The following is a 19,965-nucleotide window of genomic DNA, read 5'->3' on the forward strand; positions in this document are numbered from 1 at the left end:
CCGCCACCCAGATCGCGGGCACCGGCCCTACCCGCCCTCGGCCTTGCGCACGAATGCTTCGAACAGCGCCAGCGTCTGCTCGCTGACATGATGCTCGATGCCTTCGGCATCGCGCCGGGCGGTATCTGCATCCACGCCCAACGCCAACAGGAAGCGCTCCACCGTCTGGTGCCGCTGGCGACTGGCATGGGCCAGCGCCTCGCCCTCGGCGGTCAGAAAGACACCACGATAGGGCCGCTGCACGACCCAGCCGTCGCGGGCCAGCCGCCGCAGCATCTTCGCCACCGTCGGCTGCGCCACCCCCAGGCGGGTGGCGATGTCGACCTGGCGGGCCTCGCCGCCATCGGCCAGCAGGTCCGAGATCAGCTCGACATAGTCCTCCACCAGTTCCATCCGGTGCGCCTCGCGCACCTGCCGGAAGCTCTCGACCTGGCGCTCGGCCTCGATCAAGGGGGGATTCTTTGGCGATGTCGAATCGTCGCTCTTGCTCACGCGTGCGCCTGTCCTGCCGGAGTCGTCCGGGAATGAACCTGAATTCTGGACCAGTGACGCGATAAAGACGATTGTTTCACATTGCTATTGGATATAGCAGTAGCTATATTAAGCGCATGAACACCCTGGCGCCCGATGACCCTTCGGCCCCTGCCCCGGCCAGCCTGGGTGCGCTCAATGCCTCGGTGGCGGTACCCGACAAGGGCCACTGGTGGTTCCGCCTGCTGGCGTTCCTCGGCCCGGGCTACATGATCTCGGTCGGCTACATGGACCCTGGCAACTGGGCCACCGACCTGGCCGGCGGCTCACGCTTCGGCTACCTGCTGCTGTCGGTCATCCTCGTGTCCAATCTGATGGCGGTGATCCTGCAGGCGCTCTCGGCGCGGCTGGGTATCGCCACCGGGCTGGACCTGGCCCAGGCCTGTCGCGCGCGCTACCCGAAGCCGGTCAATCTGGCCCTGTGGGCGCTGTGCGAGGCAGCCATCATCGCCTGCGACCTGGCCGAGGTGATCGGCACCGCCATCGCACTGAAGCTGCTGTTCGACCTGCCGCTGCTGTGGGGCGCAGTGATCACCGCGCTGGACACGCTGCTGGTGCTGCTGCTGATGAACCGCGGCTTCCGCGCGCTGGAGGCCTTCGTCATCGCGCTGCTGATGGTGATCTTCGCCTGCTTCGTGGTCCAGATCGCGATGGCCGCGCCGCCTGTCATGGCGGTGCTTGGCGGCTTCATTCCACGCGCACAGGTGGTCACCGATCCGCACGCCCTGTACATCGCGATCGGCATCATCGGCGCCACGGTCATGCCGCACAACCTGTACCTCCACTCGTCCATCGTGCAGACCCGAGCGTACCCGCGTACCGACGAGGGTCGCCGCAGCGCGCTGCGCTGGGCGGTGACCGACAGCACGCTGGCCCTGACGCTGGCACTGTTCATCAATGCCAGCATCCTGATCCTGGCCGCAGCCGTGTTCCATGCCAACGGTCGCTTCGACGTGGAAGACATCGAGCAGGCGCATCAGCTGCTGGCACCGATGCTGGGCGTGGGCGCCGCGGCGACGCTGTTCGCGGTGGCACTGCTGGCATCGGGCCTGAATTCCACGGTGACCGCGACGCTGGCCGGGCAGATCGTGATGGAGGGCTTCCTGCGCCTTCGCCTGCCGCCCTGGCTGCGGCGGCTGCTGACCCGGGCGCTGGCGATCATTCCGGTGGTGGTGGTGATCGTGCTGTTCGGCGACCAGGGCGCGGTGAAGCTGCTGGTGCTGAGCCAGGTGGTGCTGTCGATGCAGCTGCCGTTCGCGATCATTCCCCTGGTGCGGATCGTGACCGACAAGGTGACCATGGGCGCACTGGTGGCACCGCGGTGGCTGGGTACGATCGCCTGGTTGATCGCGCTGGTGATCGTGGCACTGAATGTGAAGCTGCTGGTCGATACCTTCGCCGCCGCCTGACGGCCGAGGGCCGCCACCGGGCCATGCTCGACGCACGCGTGCAGCGCTGTCGAGCCTGGCCCCGCTCTACAGATGCAGGGCGATGGCAGCCTCGATCTGCTGTGGCGACTGGAATCCGGCCAGGCGGATGCGTTCATTGCCGTCACGGAACAGCGCAAGCGTTGGTGTCTGCCGCAGCCCCAGCTCCCTGAAGAAGCCTTCACCCAGCACTTCCAGCTGCACCCGCAGCAGGGTCATGCCATGCCCCGCACCGCTGCTGGCGACGCGCTGCAGGGACATCTCCAGCATCCGGCAGCCCGGGCACTGGTCCTTGTGGAAATCCACCAGGACCCGGGGGTGTTCGGCCAACAGCTGCTGGAGCTGCTCAGGCGTGGTGGCGTCGATGATCTGCATCGGTGGTACTCCGGTAATGGGCCAGGACCGCGTCGGTCCAGGCGTCGATGGCGGCGGCGTGGCGTTCGCCGTGCGGCATCTGTTCAATCTCCAGCGGCGGGTAGCTGCTGTGGAAGTAGCGGATCAGGCGGTGCACGGCGCCGCAGTAGTACTCCTGGCCCCACTGTGTCTCACCGGTGCCGAACACGGCTACCTGTCGCGGCCGCTGACCCAGCCCGGCAATGCCGGCCACCCATGCCTTCATCTCCGCCGGTGTGCGCCCGGCGTTGTCGGTCCAGCTGCCCAGCAGCACGAGGTCGGCTTCATCGGCCGCCAGCGGAGCCGGCTGGCGCAGGTCGTCGGCCTCCTGCCAATGCACCGCGTGACCCGCCGCGCGACACCGCTCGGCGATCTGCCGTCCCAGCTCCCGGGTATTGCCACTGAGCGAGGCGACCACGATCAGGATGCCCAGCGCCGGCCCCCGCTCAGAGATCGTCGAAGCCGTTGTCGACGTTGGTCTTCTTGTAACTTGCATTGCGCATCTCGAAGAAGTCGGTCTTGGTTTCGGTGAAGTTGTCGGCGTAGGCCTTGATCCACGGCATCACATTGTCGGTCGTATCGCTGTACAGCCGCTCGATACCCAGCATGCCGGCCATCTTGTTGGCGCGGTACTTCACGTAGCGCACCATCTCGTCCACATCGATGCCGTCGATACCATCCAGCACTTCCGACGACCATTGCGTCTCCAGCGTGATGGCATGCTCGAAGGCGCTGTGTACGTAAGCCGTCAGCTCGTTGGTCTGCAGTTCCGGATTCTCGCCGACGATGGCCCGGATCACCTCGCTGATGAACTTGGTATGGGCCAGCTCGTCGCGGTTGATGAAGCTGATGATCTTGCCGGTGCCGGTCATGCGGTTCTGCCGCACCAGGTTGTAGAAGTAGGCGAAGCCGGAATAGAAGTTGATGCCCTCCAGGATCGACGACTGGATCAGCGACTTCAGCAGCGTCTCGGCGGTCTTGTCGCGCATGAAGTCGTCGTACGCCTGCATGATCGGCGCGTTGCGGCTGATGATGGTCGGATGCGTGCGGGCCAGTTCGAACACCCGGTTCTGGTTGGGCAGATCGGTGATCGACGCCAGCACATAGCTGTAGCTTTCGTTATGTATCACTTCCTGCTGGCCGATGATCGCCGCATTGGCATGCGCGGCCGGATCGGTGATGTACTCGGCGACGTTGTAGATGAACCGGGTCTGCGGCGAATCGAGCGTGGCCAGCAGGCCGATGATCGAGTCGTAGGCGTTCTTCTCGCGTCCGGACAGTTCACCGTACTGGCGTGCGTCCAGCTTCATGTCCACTTCATCGGGGATCCAGAAGTTGGTCGACAGCTCCTTGTACGCCCGATAGAACGAGGGGTACGGAATGTCGTTCCAGTTCAGTATGCCGCTGGTGCGGCCGTTGATGATGCCGGTGCTGCGGTTGGGATGGCGTGGTTCAAGGATCTTGATGCGGTCAAGCGGCGTTGCCATGATCGTTCCTGCAGAGGTAGCGCCGGGCCATGCCCGGCGGAATGTAGAGTGGCCGCGCGGTGCGCTCGCCGGGCATGGCCCGGCGCTACCGCGGCTGGGGCGCAGCGATCAGCTTGAACACCACTCGCATTCGCTGATGTCGATGTCGTTGGAGCGCACGTAGTAGGTGGTCTTCAGTCCCGCGCGCCATGCGCTCAGGTGCAGCTCCAGCAACGTGCTCGCACGGATGGTGCTGGGCACATACAGGTTGAAGCTGATCGACTGGTCCACATGGCGCTGGCGCCGGGCGTTCTGCCGGACGCTGGCGAACTGGTCCACCTTGTAGGCGCCCTTCTCGTAGTACGGCCAGGTCTCCAGCGACAGCCCGGGGGCCGCGACCGGCCGTCGGAAGTCCTTCTTCTCCTCGTAGTAGAACGCGCTGTAGATGGGATCGATCGAGGCAGTGGAACCGGCGATCTGGGCGGTGCTCATGTTCGGCGCGACCGCCAGCAGCCAGCCATTGCGCAGGCCATGGCGGGCCACCTCACGCGCCAGGCCCTGCCAGGCCGCATCACGGTAATCGCGGTCGCTGAAGTAGCGGCCGGTGTGCCAGTCGCTGCCGGCGAACATCGGATAGTGGCCCTTCTCTTTCGCCAGTTCGGCACTGGCCTGGATGGTCAGGAAGTTGATGCGTTCGTACAGGCGGTCGGCCAGCGCCTCCGCCTCCGGCGATTCCCACGGGATCGCCTGCTGCGCCAGCAGGTGATGCCAGCCGAACGTGCCCAGGCCGATGGCCCGGTACTTGCGGTTGGTGATCGTGGCCTGCGGCACCGGCAAGGCATTGAGATCGATCACGTTGTCCAGCATGCGCACCTGGATCGGGATCAACCGTTCCAGCACGTCCTTCGCCAGCAGATCGTCCGGCGCGGTGACCGCCCGTCCGAGATTGATCGAGGACAGGTTGCACACCACGAAATCGCCGGCGCGGCGGGTGGTGACGATCTGGTCGCCGCTGACGATCTCCTGGATCATCCGCGTCGGGCTCATGTTCTGCAGGATCTCCGTGCACAGGTTGCTGGAATAGACCATGCCCGCATGCTTGTTCGGGTTCCTGCGATTGACTTCATCGCGGTAGAACAGGAATGGATTGCCGGTCTCCAGCTGGCTGAGCATGATGCGCTTGAACAGATCGATCGCGCGCACGGTGCGCCGGCTGATGCGCTCGTCGGCCACCAGCTCCGCGTAGCGGTCGCGGAAGCTGCCCGCACCGCGCGTCTCATCGTAGAAGTCCTGCAGGTACCAGCCCTTGGCCTGCTTCACTTCATGCGGGTCGAACAGGTACCAGTCGGCCCGACGCTCGACCGCCTCCATGAACAGATCGGGCACGCAGACCGACGTGAACACATCATGCGCGCGCAGGCGCTGGTCGCCGTTGTTCAGGCGCAGATCGAGGAAGGCCTCGATGTCGCGGTGCCAGATGTCCAGGTATACCGCCACCGCACCTTTGCGCTGGCCGAGCTGATCGACCGATACCGCGGTGTTGTTGAGCTGCTTGATCCAGGGCACTACGCCGCCGGACGAGTTGGGCACACCCCGGATCGGTGCACCGCTGCTGCGCACGTAGCCCAGGTAGGCGCCGACACCCCCGCCGTGCTTGGACACGCGGGCAATGTCCGTATTGGAGTCATAGATGCCCTGCAGGCTGTCGTCCACCGTATCGATGAAGCAGCTGGACAGCTGTCCACCGACCTTGCCGGCGTTGGCCAGCGTCGGCGTGGCCACCGTCATGTACAGGTTCGACAGCGCCCAGTAGGCCTCGCCGACCAGCTGCATCCGCCGCTCACGCGGCTTCTCCTCCTGCATCAGGTACAGGGCGATGGTCAGCCAGCGCTCCTGCGGCAACTCGTACACCTCGCGGCTGCGGTCGGTGGCCAGGTAGCGCGTCGCCAGCAGGTACAGGCCGTTGTACGCGAACAGGCGGTCGCGGTCGGGATCGATCATCTCTCCGGCCTGCTGCAGCTCCTCCTTCGAGTAGCAGCGCAGGATGTCATTGCTGTAGACGCCACGGTCGGCCAGGCTCTCCTGCAGGCCTACGTACGAGCCGTACTTCAGGCTGACATCGTAGAAGCGGTTGCGGCTGGCGCGCTTGTACAGGCGGCGCAGGTAGATGCGGGCGGCGAACCGCTCCCAGTCCGGCGCGACCAGGTCCACACGGGATTCCGCCTCGCGGATCAGCAGGTCCACCAGGTCGTCAGCACTGATGCTGGGCTTGCGCTCAACCATCGCCTGCACCACGCGGCGGTAGTCGGCTACGTCCAGCTGCGGGAACTCGGCATGGATGGCGTCGATGCTGCGCTGCAGGCGCCCGGCGTCGAACGGCAGGCGTCGGTTGCCAGCCTCCTTGGTGATCCAGGTCGGCACGCGCTCGCCACCGGCGCGCAGGGCGTCGCCGGCGCCGGCCGGATCGGCCGCGCGGTAGGTGTATTCAGTCATGGTCCTGCGTCTCCAGGCTCGCACGCACGATTGCGCCGATGCCATGGCGGCCCTGCACGCGATACCGGCGCACGGGGCGATCGGGTGGGATGCCAAAGCGCGGGAACACCAGATCGTCGGCAAGTGCCTGCGCCTGCGGCCGGTATCCGGGCCGTGGGGGCGACCTGAGTCCGCACGAGGGCGGCCGCGTCGACACGGCAAGCCTTCAGGGGCGGGCCGCGGGACGTGTCTTGCATCGTCCGGCGGCGGCGGCTGACCGGGAGTGACGGCCCCAACATAGTGGGGATGATGGATATCGTCAACACAAGATGCAGTAAATAGCGCCCTCCGCGACGAACCGTCGCAGGATGCCGTGTTGCGTCTGCGCCGCCTTGTCGACGCCGCACGCATCCCCACTTCGATACAACCTCCACTTTCCGCGGAACATCCCCCATGCGCGCTGCCCAGTACTCCTCCTTCGGCGACCCGTCCGACGTCCTTGCCGTCGCCGAGGCCGCCCTGCCTGAACCTGGTCCTGGCGAGGTGCGCATCCGTACCGTGCTCGCCTCCATCCACAACCACGATCTGCTGACCGTGCGCGGCCTGTATGGCTACAAGCCGACGCTGCCGGCAATCGGTGGCAGCGAGGCACTGGGCGTGGTCGACGCGGTTGGCGACGGCGTCGACGGCCTTCGGGTCGGTCAGCGTGTCGCTGCCGCCTCGGTGCACGGCACCTGGGCCGAAGCATTCATCGCGCCGGCACGGATGGTGATTCCGATGCCGGAATCGATCCCCGATGAGACCGCTGCGCAGCTGATTGCCATGCCGCTCAGTGCGCTGATGCTGCTGGAATTCCTGCATGTCGAGCCAGGCCAATGGATCGTGCAGAACACCGCCAATGGCGCGGTCGGCAAGTCGCTGGCGATGCTGGCGCGGGCGCGGGGTGTCCATGTGGCCAACCTTGTGCGCAACGCCGATGCGGTCGCGCAGCTGCAGGCGCTCGGCATCGATCATGTATTCGATACCTCGGTGGACGGCTGGAAGGACCGCGTGCGTGCAGTGACCGGTGAAGCGCAGGCGGCGGCCGCCGTGGATTCCATCGGCGGCGACGCCAGCGGTGACCTGGTCGACCTGCTCGGCCACCACGGCACGCTGGTGTCCTTCGGCGTGATGAGCGGCGAGCCCATGCGCATCCCCGCCGGAGGCCTGATCTACAAGGAAGCCACCGTGAAAGGCTTCTGGGGCAGCAAGGTCAGCCAGGCGATGGCGGTGGACGACAAGCGACGGCTGGTGGGCGAACTGCTGCAGCGTGCAGCCGGCGGCGAACTGACGCTGCCGGTGGAACAGGTGTTCGCACTCGACGATATCGCTGCGGCGGTCAAAGCCGGCGCAGGTTCCGGCCGCAACGGCAAGGTGCTCTTGCGGCCTTGACGGTCGGCCAACCGGGGTCAGATCCCTTTCTGTTGGGTCGGCCGACCGGGGTCAGATCCCTTTCCGTTGGAAAGGGATCTGACCCCTGAGAGGAATGCGCAGCACCGGTCGATAACAGGGCCAGTCACTCGTTAAGAACCTGTGATGTATAACTGAATGCGCTTTCGTCATTGGAAGGCGCAGGCGAGCGCATGCGGTACTGGCGGCTCCTCTTCTGTCCGGCGTTGTCGCTTCCATGTACCGCACCACCCTGAACCTGCTTGCCGGCGCCATCGCGCTGGGACTTACCGCCGGCGCTGCCGGCGCTGCTGAAACCACCGATACCGGCAAGGACAGCAGCACGCTCGGCACCGTGCTGGTGACCGGATCCAACATCAAGCGCAGCGACACCGCCGGCCCCAACCCGGTGCAGATCGTCAGCCGTGAACAGATCGAACAGACCGGTCGCAGCACGTTGACCGATGTGCTGCGCAACCTGTCGGCCAATGCCGGCAACAGCTTCGACGAGCAGTACACCGGCAGCTTCGCGGCGGGCTCGGCGTCGATCGGCCTGCGCGGGCTGTCGCCGAAGAACACCCTGGTGCTGGTCAACGGCTATCGGGTGGCCAACTTCGGTTTCGCCCTCAATACCCAGGACACCTTCGTCGATCTCAATGCGCTGCCGATCAGCGCGGTCGAACGCATTGAAGTACTGAAGGACGGCGCCTCGGCGGTGTATGGCTCCGATGCCATCGCCGGTGTCATCAACATCATCCTGCGCAGGAACTTCCAGGGCGTGGAAGTGGGCGGCGGCTTCGGTACGGCCACCCAGGGCGGCCTCGACGAACGCAAGGCCAATCTGCTGGCCGGTTTCGGTGACCTCGAACAGCAGGGCTGGAACGTGCTGTTCGGGCTGGACGTGCTCAAGCGCGATCGGCTCGACGCCGACCAGCGCGCCTATACCCGCAGCGGCGATTTCCGCGACAAGCCCGGTGGTCGCCTGGCCGGCTGGTCCACTGCCGGTGGCAACTGGCTGGCGAACCCGCGCGCGCCGCAGCCATTCTCGCCCTGCCCCGAGGGCAGCCAGCTGCGGCCCTACAGCGACTTCGGCAGCAGCCTGCCCGGCCAGGCCTGCGCGTTCAATGCGCAGCCATTCAAGACCCTGCAGCCCGGTGCCGAACGCCTGCAGGCCTCGCTGAGCGCGACCTACCGCTTCAGTGACAACGTCGAAGCCTTCGCCGACGTGCTCTACAGCCACAACACGGCCGACCAGATCTTCAGCGCGCCACTGACCGTCGGCCCTGGCCTGCGCGCCTACAACCCCGCCACCGGCACCCTGCTCGACATTCCGGCAGTGCTGCCGGTCGGGCATCCGAACAACCCGGGCAGCGCTCCCCTGCCCTTCGAGTACACGTTCTTCGATCTCGGCCCGCGCCTGAAGGACAACACGCAGGTGTTCTACCGTGCATTGGCCGGCGTGCGTGGCCAGGGCGAGCGCTGGGACTGGGAGGTCGCCGCGCTGACCTCGCAGAGCGAGCAGCGCGAGTACGTGGACAACTTCATCAACCGCTACGCGTTCGAGCAGATCCTGCGCGATGGCAGCTACAACTTCCTCGACCCGGCCAGCACGCCGGCCGCGCTTGACGCGCTGCGCCTGCAGACCAAGCGCCCGGGCTGGTACCAGCTGCACTCTCTGAACCTCAAGGCATCGACGTCGCTGTGGGAGCTGCCGGCCGGCGCGGTCGGCTTCGCCTGGGGCGCGGAGTTCCGCAAGGAATCGCTGGATGCACGGACCAGTGCGCAGGTGCTGTCCGGAACGGAGCTGCGGCCGGCGATCAACGTGGTCGATGGCGAGCGGCAGGTCAGCGCCGCCTACGCCGAGTTCAGCGTACCGTTGCATCGCACATTGGAACTGCAGGTCGCCGGACGCGGCGACCGCTACGACGACTTCGGCAAGGCGTTCTCGCCGAAGTTCGCGCTGCGCTGGCAGCCGCTGGACAGCCTGCTGCTGCGCGGTTCGTTCTCGCGCGGTTTCCGCGCCCCCTCGCTGCCGGAAATCGCACCCGGACAGACGGTCAGCTACGGATCGGTGATCGACCCGCTCGACCCGTTGCAGCCCGGTGGCAGCCGCGGTGTCACCAACATCCGCACCGGCAATCCCGACCTGAAGGCCGAGCGCTCGCGCAATCTCAACGTTGGCGCGGTGTGGTCGCCGGACGCTGACAGCAGCATCGGCCTGGACTGGTACCGCATCGAGCAGGACAACCTGGTCAAGCCCGACAGCGCACAGTTCATCGTCGACAATCCCGCCCTGTTCCCGGGCCGGGTCCAGCGCGATGCGCAGGGCCGCATCCAGTTCATCACCAACCAGTATGCCAACCAGGGGGAGCTGACCACGTCCGGTCTCGACCTGGAGGCCAGCCGCACCTTCCGCACCGACGGCTGGGGCAACCTCACCCTCGCCGGCAGCTGGACCCATCTGCTCAGCTTCAAGCAGCCCCTGGTAGCCGGTCAGGCGCCCTATGACGGCGCGGGCAACAACCGCCACGGCGCGCTGCCGCGCACCCGCGGCACCACGTCACTGAACTGGGCGGTGGGCGACTGGAACAGCACGCTGAGCCTGCAATATGTCAGCGGCTACGACCAGCGGGTAGCGACGGCCACCAGCAACCCGGGCCTGCGCGATCGCGTCAAGCCCTATCACCAGCTGGACCTGTACGTGGCGTACGAAGGCATTCCCAACACCACGCTGTCGCTGTCGGTGCTGAACCTGACCGACAAGGACCCGCCATTCGACCCGGCGGGCGGCTCCAACGGCTTCGACATCAGCCAGTACAACCTGCGCGGCCAGTTCGTCACGGTGGGGGCACGCTACCGGTTCTGATGCGGAAACTGCACATGCAGCGCCGAGCCCATGCCCGGCTGCTTTACCGGCTTGATGGAGCCGAGCGTGGGCTCGGCTCCACGGAGTGCGCGGACCAACGGTCCGCACCCATCGCAGCGGTCGTGCATCACCGGCTCAGGTGCAGGAACTGCAGGTGCCGCTCGTACTGGCTGATGATGTCGTTGATGATCTGCTTGCGGCTGTATCCGACCAGGTCGTAATCCTGGCTGCCTTCGAACAGATGCACTTCGGCGCGGTAGTAGCGCTGGTTGCGCAGCTGCTGGGCGGCGAACGACGGCGTCAGGTAGCCGCGGAGGATCACCCGATACAGGAAGTCCTGCTGCTCGCCATGGTTGACCGAAAGTTCCATGTCGCCGGCTTCGATGCGGGTATGTACGTCCCAGCCCTGTTCGCGCAGCTGCTCGGCCACGGCTTCCATCGCCGGTTTCACCGTGTCATCCATGAAGCGGTAGACCTGGTCGCGCACCGGGAAGTGCATGGCCTGCGCAAGCCGCTGGCGCCAGCCCTGGTGGTGGCGATCGTCGCCGATCAGCGGCGATGGCCGGTACTGCAGCGCGCGCTTGCGGTGCGACTCATCGCTGAACGCCCGGGTGAGGCCCCACATCATCAGCAGCAGCACCGCCGAGAATGGCAGTGACGCCAGCACCACCGCCGACTTCAACGCATCGATGCTGCCCGCCAGCAGCAGGCCTGCGGTGAGCACGGCGATCACCGTGCCCCAGAACACGCGCAGCCAGCGCGGGCCATCGTCTTCCGGAGCGCCGCCGTGCGACGACAGCGTGGACAGCACCACCGCGCCCGAATCGGCCGATGTCACGAAAAAGATGAAGCTGACCAGCACGGTCACCGCGATCACCGTGCGGCTCCACGGATAACCATCAAGCAATGCGTACAGCACGGTCGGTGGGTCATCCACGGCCAGCTGTGCCAGCTGCTGCTGGCCATGGTGCAGCACCTGGTCCAGCGCGCTGTTGCCGAAGATCGACAACCAGGCCAGGGTGAAGCCGAGCGGAATCAGCAGCACGCCGAACACGAATTCGCGAATGGTACGTCCGCGCGAGATGCGGGCGATGAACAGGCCGACGAACGGCGCCCAGCCGATCCACCAGGCCCAGTAGAACACCGTCCAGCCGCCCAACCATGCCGGCCGTCCGCCATAGGCGTACACGTCAAAGCTCTTGCCGACCACGCTGCCCAGATAGTCGCCCAGGTTCTGCATCAACGTGCCGAACAGGTATTGGGTGGGCCCGGCGAACAGCATGAACAGCACCAGCGCGATCGCCAGCAGCATGTTGATGTTGGCCATCCAGCGGACCCCCTTCTCCACGCCGGACACTGCCACGGCCACCGCCGCCCCCATCATGCTGGCGACCAGGGCGATCTGCACGAAGTTCGAGTGCGGGATGTCGAACAGGTGCGACAACCCGGCGTTGAGGTGCAGGACACCGAAGCCCATGTCGGCGCCGATGCCGAACACAGTGGCGACGATGCCCAGCGCATCCACTGTGTAGCCGATCGGGCCGTTGATGCGCTTGCCGATCAGCGGATACAGCGCCGAGCGCAGCGCCAACGGCAGGTTGTGGCGATAGGCGAAGTAGGCCATGGCCATTGCCGCCAGCGCGAACACGCCCCAGCCATGCAGGCCCCAGTGCAGGAACAGCAGCTGCATGGCCTGGCGCGCGCCGGCCTCACCGGCGGCGGGATCGCCCTGCGGTGGCTGCAGGTAATGGGTCAGCGGCTCGGAGACACAGAAGAAGAACAGGGTGATGCTGATACCCGCGGCGAACAGCATGCCCGCCCAGGAGAGATAGCTGAACTCGGGCTCGTCATGGTCGGCACCGAGCTTGATGCCACCATACTTGGACAGCGCCACGCCGACCACGAACACCAGATAGAGGGTCATCGCCAGCAGGTAGTACCAGCCAACGTTGAGTGCCGCCCAGTCCTGTGCGCTGAGCAGCAGGCGTCCGGCACCGATCGGATAGAGGCTGACGAACAGCGCGAACGCCACGACGATGATCGCCGCGAAGGCGAATACAGGCCGCAGGGTGCGCACCGGGGATTGTTGCGGCTCCAGGGCTTCCACGGGGCGGCGTTCTCCGGTCGATCAAAGAGTGAGCCGGCGGATTCTGGCTGAACGGCGGTGGACGCAGGATGAAGTGCTGTCGCGCGATGACAGCACAGGGACAGCACGCGCGTGGTATCACGCGCGCGCCGCGAAGTTCAGCGCATCACGTGCACGGCGCACAACTTGTTGCCATCAGGGTCGCGCAGGTAGGCCAGGTACAGCTGCCGCCCGGCCTTGTGGCGTACGCCCGGTGGATCTTCGATGGCGCTGCCGCCGTGGGCGATGCCTGCCTCCTGCCAGGCGTGCACCGCCTGCGGAGTCTCCAGCGCGAAACCAATCGTACCGCCATTGGCGTGGCACGCCGGCTGGCCATCGATGGGCGGGGTCACGATGAACATCCGCCCGTCCTTGACGTAGACCAGTCTTCCATCTTCATCGGTGATGCCCGGTCGGCCGCCGATGGCTGCGAACAATGCGTCGTAGAAGCGGCGCGAGACCGCAAGATCATTGGAACCGACGGTGATGTGGCTGAACATGGCGGCACTCCGTTGCGGAAAAACCGCAGTGTCGGACAGCGCGCTCCGGTCTGCAATCGTCGCCGCTCATGCGGTACTGAGCAGAAGCACCGCCCCCGTCACCAGTGCAATGCCGATCCATCCGATGGGCCGCAGGCGATTGCCGAACAGCAGGCGCCCGCAGGTAGCGGTGCCGATCACGCCGATGGCACCCCACAGCGCATAGGCCGTGGCCAGGTCCAGGTAGCGCACTGCCTGGCCCAGCAGCGCGAAGGCGATCCAGACCATGACAACGGCACCGACACCCCAGTGCCAGCGGCGGAAACCTTCGGACTTGGCCACCATCATGTTTGCCGCGACGTCGATCAGTGCGGAACAGATCACGAAGAACAGTGCCGTTGTGTTCATCAGTGCGCCTCCCCAAGGGTGACGCAGACAATGCCGGCCACCGCCAGCAACAGGCCGGCCAGCTGCTGCATCGACAGGCTCTCGCCGAACACCGCAATGCCGACCAGGGTCAGCAGGGTCAGCCCCAGCCCCTCCCACACCGCGTACGCAACGCCGACCGCGATGCGCCGTACCGACAGCGCCAGGAAGTAATAGGACAACGCCAGCGCCCCGGCCATCACCAGGTAGCCGGTCCAGCCACCGGCGCGGGCGGCATGGGCCATGAAGGACGTGCCGACCACTTCGGCGACGATCGCCACGGTCAGGCAGGCCCAGGCAATCAGGGGGCCTGGGGCGGAAACACGACGGGTCATGGGAAAACTCCAGCAGGATTCACAGCGCCCGCTGACAGGGGCGATGGCGTCCAGTATCATCGCCATTTACGATGGATCAAAAATGGACTCCATCGACATTAGCGATGGATCGATGCCCTACTCTCCTGAATCTCTGCAGGCGTTCGTCGAGGCTGCCGCACTGGGCTCCTTCTCGGCTGCCGCGCGGCGCCTGCGCAAGACGCAATCGACGGTCAGCACCGCCATCGCCCATCTGGAAGCCGATCTGGGCGTATCCCTGTTCGACCGCAGCGGGCGCTATCCGCAGCTTACCGACCCGGGGCGGCAGGTGCTGGGCCATGCCCAGGAAATCCTGGCTGCCGATGCGCGACTGCGGCAGCTGAGCGTGCGCCTGGCTGCACCTGTCGAACCCCGGCTGACGGTGGTGTTCTCCGATGTTTACCAGCTGGACCCGGCGCAACAGGTGCTGCAGCGCTTCGCTGAAGCCTTTCCCGAAATCGAACTGGAGTGGCTCGACGCTGAAGGGCACGATGTGCTGGAACTGGTCGGCAGCGGCCGCGCCGGACTGGGCCTGCTGCCTCGCCAGGAGCGCTATCCGGATGCAGTGATCGCACAGCCCCTGGCCCATCACAGCGAGCTGGCGGTGTATGTCGCGCACGGACACGCACTGGCCGCGGCCGGTGCGCGCGCCGCACCGCAGCTTGCCCGCCATCGGCAGATTCGCTTGAGCGCACAGGTCGATCACGCGCGTGCCGTCGCCGGCCCGGCCTGGACCGCATCGGACTACCTGATGGTGATGGAAATGGCCGAGGAAGGCATCGGCTGGGCCGAACTCCCGAGAGCGCTGGTGCAGCGCTACGACCGCGGACACCTGGTGGAACTGGCCCTGCCCGGTTGGCCGCGGCGCATCCACAGCGACCTGGTATGGCGACGCGACACGCCGCCCGGGCCGGCCGCACTGTGGTGGGCCGACGCGCTGCGGTAGCGCCGGGCCGTATCGGCCCGGGATGTATCAAGGTTGTTGCAACCGCAGCCGCGCATGGGCTCGGCACTCCCCCTCATCGATGCGCCAGTGCGTAGTCCAGCGCAGAGCAGACCGCGGCCACCTGCGCGTCGTTGCACTGCTGCGGCGTGGCGCGCGGGCTGTCCGGGTAGACTTCGGTGGTGGTGGTGTACGGCGCACCGGTGATGCCGGCACAGAGGGCCAATTCCACCAGCGGGTACTCGATCACGCCATGGGCCACCACCGGAGAGCCGATGATCTCGCCCTTGTCGTCGGCCGGTGCAATGTGGGTCACCTTTTCCACCGCCGCGATCACGGCCTGCTGGAACGCCGGCTGCGGATTGGCGCTGTCGTCCACCAGGTAGAAGCCATCAGGAATCAGGCCCGGTTCGAACGGCTTGCCGTCGCGCGCCGCCAGCGCAGGGCGGAACTCGCTTTCATCGCTGTCGGTCGTCTCATGCAGATCGATGTGCAGCACGAACTGGCCCTTGAGGGGTTCGATCAGCTCGATCAGCGCGGTTGATTCGCGAGCCGGACCACCGGCACGGAAGTTGCGGTTCGGATCGATCGCGTCGAAGTTCCAGCGGTTGATGCGCTCGAAGCCCCACGGGTTGACGCACGGTGCCACCAGCAGGTTGGCCTTGCCCGCGTAATCGGCCGCGTGCTTTTCAAGGAACTCCAGGGCACCCATCACGCCACTGGTTTCGTAGCCGTGCACGCCGCCGGTGACCAGCGCCGCCGGCAGCGCCGGGTTCCAGTCGCGGCTGCGCAGGGCGAACAGGGTATAGGTCTCTCCCGCGTAGTCGAGCTGGCCGTAGGCCACCTTGTCGAAGCGCGCTGCCAGTGCCTCGATGCGCGGCAGTACTTCCTCGTCGTAGCGGCGCAGGCGCTGCTGGCGCGCACGCCACTGCTCCCGTTCCGCCGCTCCCCACGGCTGGCCAGGGGTTCCGACGGGATAGAAGACAGCTGCAGGCATGACGGATCTCGGTGAGTCAGGAGGCAATCATTCACTTTACCACCCGACCCCGAAGGCCATCGGCCTTCGATTCCATTCACGAATGGAATCAGCAATAATTCTCATTTACCACCTTCCCTGCGCCGTCCAGATGCCCCTCCGCACCCCGAAACCGGCCCAGCTGCCCTTGGTGGCAGCCCTCGCCCTGTGCCTGATGCCCCGTGCTTCCGCCCTCGCCCAGGACGCGCCGACCACGCTCGACAGCATCCAGGTCTCCGGCAGTTGGCTGGGCACCGGCCTGCATGACAGCGTCAAGAGCTTCGCCGGGGCACGTACGGTGGTCGATCGCCAGCGCATCGAGGCCAGTGGCGCGGCCAGCATCGGCGACGCCATGCGCCGCATCCCCGGCGTGCAGATCACCGACAACTCCGGCACCGCCGGCAGTTCGGTGTCGCTGAACATCGGCGTGCGCGGCCTCACCGGCCGCTACTCACCCCGCTCGACGGTGCTGCTGGATGGCGTGCCGCTGGCCGTCGCACCCTACGGCCAGCCCCAGCTGTCGTTCGCGCCGGCCAGCCTGTCCAACATCGAATCGATCGACGTCGTGCGTGGCGGCGGAGCCGTGCGTTACGGGCCGCAGAACGTGGGCGGCATCATCAACTTCAGCACCCGCGCCATTCCGCAGCAGAGCGGCCTGCACGGCGAGGTCGGGATCCGCTACAACGCCCATGACCATGGCGGCGGCGACAGCACCCAGTACAACACCTTCCTCGGCGGCACCAGCGACAACGGCCTGGGCGTCGCCCTGCTCTATTCCGGCCAGGACGGTCGCGGCTGGCGCGAAGGCAGCGACGACCGTTTCAACGATCTGGCACTGAAGTTCGCCTACGCCATCGACGACCAGCAGACGCTGCGTGCCAAGCTGTCCTACTACGACGTCCGCTCGCTGACGCCAGGTGGCCTGACCCGCGCGCAGTACGAGGCGGATCCGTTCCAGAACACGCGTCCCGATGACTTCTGGAAGGGCCACCGCACGGGCATCGATCTGGGCTACACCCACACGTTGTCCGACACCAGCGAGTTCGAGGTACTGGCCTATTACAACGAGAGCACCCGTGCCAGCTCGCTGATCAACGCTGCCAACACCCAGGTGAGCGTGCAGCCGCGCGACTACCGCGTGCTCGGCATCGAACCGCGCTACACCCAGCGCCTGCACTGGGGGGCAAGCGTGCACGACGTCACCGCGGGCTACCGCTTCCTGCGGGAGCGCGGCAACGACCGCAGCTACACGGTGACCCGCCGCACCGGCGCCGCAAGCCCCATCAACCGCTTCGACAATGCCACCGACGCCCACGCCTTCTATCTCGACGACCGCATCGCCATCGGCCAGTGGCGGATCACGCCGGGGGTGCGCATGGAATGGATCGACATGGACCGCCGCCAGGCCGATGGCGGCACCACCTTCAGCAGCCGCAACGACAAAGCCCTGCCCTCGCTCAACGTCGCCTACCTGTTGACCCCGCAGCTGACCGTGTTCGGCAACTACACCACCTCGTTCGGGCCGGTGCAGAACATCCAGCTGAACTCGCAGACCGCCAGCAATCCGCTGAATCCGGAGGTGGCCAGGACCACCGAGCTGGGCGCCCGCTGGCAGGACGGCGCACTGCGCGCGGACGTCACGGTGTTCAGGATGCGCTTCGACAACCAGATCCTGCAGGTGCCGGGGATTACCCCGCCCACCTTCCAGAACATCGGTGCGACCGACCACAAGGGTGTGGAAAGCGCGCTCGAATACCGCTTCGCCGAAGACAGCGTGCTGGCCGGACTGGAACTGTACGCCAACTACACCTGGACCAAGGCGATCCAGCAGTCCGGTGACAACCGCGGCCGGGACGTGCCCTTCTACTCGCGCGACACCGACAGCATCGGCGCCCGCTATGCGCTGTCGGCCTGGACCTTCAATGTCTCCAGCACGCACCAGAGCGGCCAGTTCTCCGACGCTGCCAACACCTGGCAGGAAAGCGCCGATGCACGTGTGGGCCGCGTGCCGGGGGTGCGGCTGTGGAATGCGCAGGTGGCCTGGCAGGTTCCGGGGCTGGGCGACAGCGAGATCACGGCCGGCGTGAACAACCTGGCCGACAAGCGCTGGTACACCCGCAATGTCGACGGCAATGCCGGGCGCATGGTGGCCGCGCCACGCACCTTCTACCTGCAGGGACGCTACCGCTTCTGATGCGGTAAATGCCCGATGCGGTGACGGTGGCGATCACGATGGCGGCGTATCATGCCGCCACCATGGCCTCCACGGTTCCACCATCGCGCCTGCATCTGGCCTTCCAGGGCCTGCGACTGCGCCTGCGTGGCAGCGACCTGTGGTTCATCGCACTGGCGTTGCTAGTCGGCCTGATCGCCGGTGGCCTGACGCTGCTGCAATCGGACATCGCGCGCGGGCTGCAGAGTGCGCTGTACGGGCTGGAGCCCGGCATGCGCCTCAGCTCCCTGCCCGCGCTCAGCTGGACCGCCCTGCTGGTGCTGCCGCTGGGCGGCCTGCTGGTCGGGCTGGTCAGCCTGGCGGCCGCGCGGCGCAAGCGCCCGCTGCTCGACGCGGTCGAGGCCAATGCCCTGCATGGCGGTCGCATGTCGATGCGCGACAATCTGATCGTGCTCACCCAGACCCTGCTGTCGAACGGCTGCGGTGCGTCCGTCGGCCTTGAGGCTTCGTATACCCAGATGGGTGCGGGCAGCGGCTCGCAGCTGGGCCGTGTCATGCGCCTGCGCCGCAATGATGTGCGCATCCTGGTCGGTGCCGGTGCCGCCGGCGCCATCGCCGCGGCCTTCGGGGCTCCGCTGGCCGGCGCGTTCTACGCGTTCGAGATCGTCATCGGCGCCTACACGCCCGCCGCTCTCGCGCCTGTGGCCCTGGCCGCACTGGCGGGTGCATTCGTCGCCGACCAGGCTGGCATCGAGGCGTACCTGCTGCCCGCAGCCTCGACCATCGATGTGCGCGCCGCCGACTACGCGATCTACGGCCTGCTCGGTTGCTGCTGCGCGATGGTGGGGATCGGCGTGATGCGACTGATCGCCTCCATCGAAGGCGTGGTCAAGCGCAGTCCACTGCCCCTGTGGGGGCGCCCGGTGGTCGGCGGCCTCCTGCTGATTCCACTGGCCATGGCCAGCCCGCAGGTGCTTTCCTCCGGTCACGGTGCGCTGCACCTGGACCTGACCACGCAGCTGCCACTGATCTGGATCGGCGGCCTGCTCGCCCTGAAGCTTCTGGCCTCGGGCATTTCGCTGGGCTTCGGCTTCCGAGGTGGTCTTTTCTTTGCGTCGCTGTTCATGGGCACCCTGGTCGGCACCCTGTTTGCCGGCCTGCTGGCGACGGCCACCGGCGTGCCCGTGGTTGATGCCACGTCCGCGGCGCTTGCGGGCATGGCCGCGTTGGCCGCCGCAGTGGTCGGCGCGCCGATGACCATGGCCATGCTGGTGCTGGAAGGCACCCACGACTTCCTGCTGACCAGCGTCGTGATGAGCGCGGTACTGGTCTCCAGCACACTGGTCCGCCAGTGGTTCGGTTACTCGTTCTCGACATGGCGCATGCATCTGCGCGGCGAAACCATCCGCAGCGCACGCGACGTCGGCTGGATCCACACCCTCAACGCCGGGCGGATGATGCGCAAGGGCGTTGCCACCACTCCGGCCGGGCTGGATGCCGCTGCGTTCCGCCAGCGTTTCCCGCTGGGCTCCGGCGGTCGCGTGGTCCTGATCGACAGCGAAGGCCACTACGCCGGCATCGTGCAGATTCCGCGCGTCTTCGCCGACGGCGTGAAGCCGGAGACACCCGTTGGCGATCTGGCCGAGAACCGCGAGGTGTCACTGTTGCCGGGCGCGGATGTGGTCAGCGTGATGCAGTGCTTCGACCGGACGCAGGCCGACGAACTGGCCGTGGTTGCCGCCGATGGCCAGCTGCTGGGCATTGTTTCCGAGGCCTTCGTGCGCAGGCGCTACGCCGAGGAGCTGGACAAGCGCCAGCGCGAACTGATGGGCGAGCGCGTCGAAGACGCCGATTGATCGCCCGCCCCG

The 19,965-nt window shown here is 66.5% G+C and carries 16 protein-coding genes; 6 read left to right on the forward strand and 10 right to left on the reverse strand.

Going from position 1 to position 19,965, the window contains the following annotated elements; genetic code table 11:
- Nucleotides 1-27 precede the first annotated feature (27 nt).
- Entirely contained in the window at nucleotides 28-492 is a 465-nt protein-coding gene (mntR, locus tag N8888_RS10505) for a manganese-binding transcriptional regulator MntR (protein WP_111185914.1), read from the reverse strand.
- Nucleotides 493-608: 116 nt separating this feature from the next.
- Here mntR and N8888_RS10510 point away from each other — a divergent pair, with 116 nt between their 5' ends.
- Nucleotides 609-1,940: an Nramp family divalent metal transporter gene (locus N8888_RS10510; RefSeq protein ID WP_053517819.1), complete on the forward strand. Its 1,332-nt coding sequence runs from the start codon at nucleotides 609-611 to the stop codon at nucleotides 1,938-1,940.
- Nucleotides 1,941-2,006: 66 nt separating this feature from the next.
- Here the strand turns inward: N8888_RS10510 and N8888_RS10515 are convergent, their stop codons facing one another.
- The 4 genes from N8888_RS10515 to N8888_RS10530 all read right to left on the reverse strand — a co-directional run bounded on the left by N8888_RS10515 (nucleotide 2,007) and on the right by N8888_RS10530 (nucleotide 6,310).
- Entirely contained in the window at nucleotides 2,007-2,333 is a 327-nt protein-coding gene (locus N8888_RS10515; RefSeq protein WP_111185916.1) for a thioredoxin family protein, read from the reverse strand.
- Nucleotides 2,305-2,784 carry a flavodoxin gene (locus N8888_RS10520; RefSeq protein WP_181452093.1) on the reverse strand — a complete coding sequence of 160 codons (480 nt, stop codon included), beginning with the start codon at nucleotides 2,782-2,784 and terminating at the stop codon, nucleotides 2,305-2,307. The genes N8888_RS10515 and N8888_RS10520 overlap by 29 nt, the downstream gene beginning before the upstream one ends.
- Nucleotides 2,785-2,797: 13 nt before the next feature.
- Complete coding sequence (locus tag N8888_RS10525) at nucleotides 2,798-3,841, reverse strand: ribonucleotide-diphosphate reductase subunit beta (RefSeq protein ID WP_231107806.1); 1,044 nt, start codon at nucleotides 3,839-3,841, stop codon at nucleotides 2,798-2,800.
- 105 nt (nucleotides 3,842-3,946) lie between these two features.
- A complete protein-coding gene (locus N8888_RS10530) occupies nucleotides 3,947-6,310 on the reverse strand; it encodes a ribonucleoside-diphosphate reductase subunit alpha (RefSeq protein ID WP_263174553.1) in 2,364 nt (787 codons plus the stop codon).
- Nucleotides 6,311-6,742: 432 nt separating this feature from the next.
- Between N8888_RS10530 and N8888_RS10535 the strand changes: the two genes are divergently transcribed.
- Entirely contained in the window at nucleotides 6,743-7,720 is a 978-nt protein-coding gene (locus tag N8888_RS10535) for a zinc-binding dehydrogenase (protein ID WP_065175232.1), read from the forward strand.
- A gap of 235 nt (nucleotides 7,721-7,955) precedes the next feature.
- Nucleotides 7,956-10,583 (forward strand): TonB-dependent receptor, encoded by a 2,628-nt coding sequence (locus tag N8888_RS10540; RefSeq protein ID WP_263174554.1) that lies wholly within the window; start codon nucleotides 7,956-7,958, stop codon nucleotides 10,581-10,583.
- A 127-nt stretch (nucleotides 10,584-10,710) separates the two neighbouring features.
- On the opposite strand, the gene betT is transcribed toward N8888_RS10540, so the two are convergent.
- The 4 genes from betT to N8888_RS10560 form a co-directional block, all read right to left on the reverse strand.
- Nucleotides 10,711-12,690 (reverse strand): choline BCCT transporter BetT, encoded by a 1,980-nt coding sequence (gene betT / locus N8888_RS10545; protein ID WP_065182937.1) that lies wholly within the window; start codon nucleotides 12,688-12,690, stop codon nucleotides 10,711-10,713.
- A gap of 137 nt (nucleotides 12,691-12,827) precedes the next feature.
- Nucleotides 12,828-13,208 (reverse strand): VOC family protein, encoded by a 381-nt coding sequence (locus N8888_RS10550; protein ID WP_193395901.1) that lies wholly within the window; start codon nucleotides 13,206-13,208, stop codon nucleotides 12,828-12,830.
- Nucleotides 13,209-13,274: 66 nt separating this feature from the next.
- Complete coding sequence (locus tag N8888_RS10555; RefSeq protein WP_263174559.1) at nucleotides 13,275-13,595, reverse strand: DMT family transporter; 321 nt, start codon at nucleotides 13,593-13,595, stop codon at nucleotides 13,275-13,277.
- Nucleotides 13,595-13,948 carry an SMR family transporter gene (locus tag N8888_RS10560; RefSeq protein WP_111185918.1) on the reverse strand — a complete coding sequence of 118 codons (354 nt, stop codon included), beginning with the start codon at nucleotides 13,946-13,948 and terminating at the stop codon, nucleotides 13,595-13,597. The genes N8888_RS10555 and N8888_RS10560 overlap by 1 nt, the downstream gene beginning before the upstream one ends.
- Before the next feature lie 112 nt (nucleotides 13,949-14,060).
- Between N8888_RS10560 and N8888_RS10565 the strand changes: the two genes are divergently transcribed.
- Nucleotides 14,061-14,912: a LysR family transcriptional regulator gene (locus tag N8888_RS10565; RefSeq protein ID WP_193395903.1), complete on the forward strand. Its 852-nt coding sequence runs from the start codon at nucleotides 14,061-14,063 to the stop codon at nucleotides 14,910-14,912.
- Nucleotides 14,913-14,985: 73 nt separating this feature from the next.
- On the opposite strand, the gene N8888_RS10570 is transcribed toward N8888_RS10565, so the two are convergent.
- Complete coding sequence (locus N8888_RS10570; protein WP_111185920.1) at nucleotides 14,986-15,906, reverse strand: M14 family metallopeptidase; 921 nt, start codon at nucleotides 15,904-15,906, stop codon at nucleotides 14,986-14,988.
- A gap of 130 nt (nucleotides 15,907-16,036) precedes the next feature.
- Here N8888_RS10570 and N8888_RS10575 point away from each other — a divergent pair, with 130 nt between their 5' ends.
- Entirely contained in the window at nucleotides 16,037-18,118 is a 2,082-nt protein-coding gene (locus N8888_RS10575; RefSeq protein ID WP_317629459.1) for a TonB-dependent receptor family protein, read from the forward strand.
- A 38-nt stretch (nucleotides 18,119-18,156) separates the two neighbouring features.
- The gene (locus N8888_RS10580) at nucleotides 18,157-19,953 is read left to right on the forward strand and encodes a chloride channel protein (RefSeq protein WP_429000960.1); all 1,797 of its coding nucleotides are present in this window, start codon (nucleotides 18,157-18,159) and stop codon (nucleotides 19,951-19,953) included.
- Nucleotides 19,954-19,965: the final 12 nt, after the last annotated feature.

Source organism: Stenotrophomonas maltophilia (genome assembly GCF_025642255.1).
In the GTDB taxonomy this organism is placed as follows: Bacteria; Pseudomonadota; Gammaproteobacteria; order Xanthomonadales; family Xanthomonadaceae; genus Stenotrophomonas; species Stenotrophomonas maltophilia_P.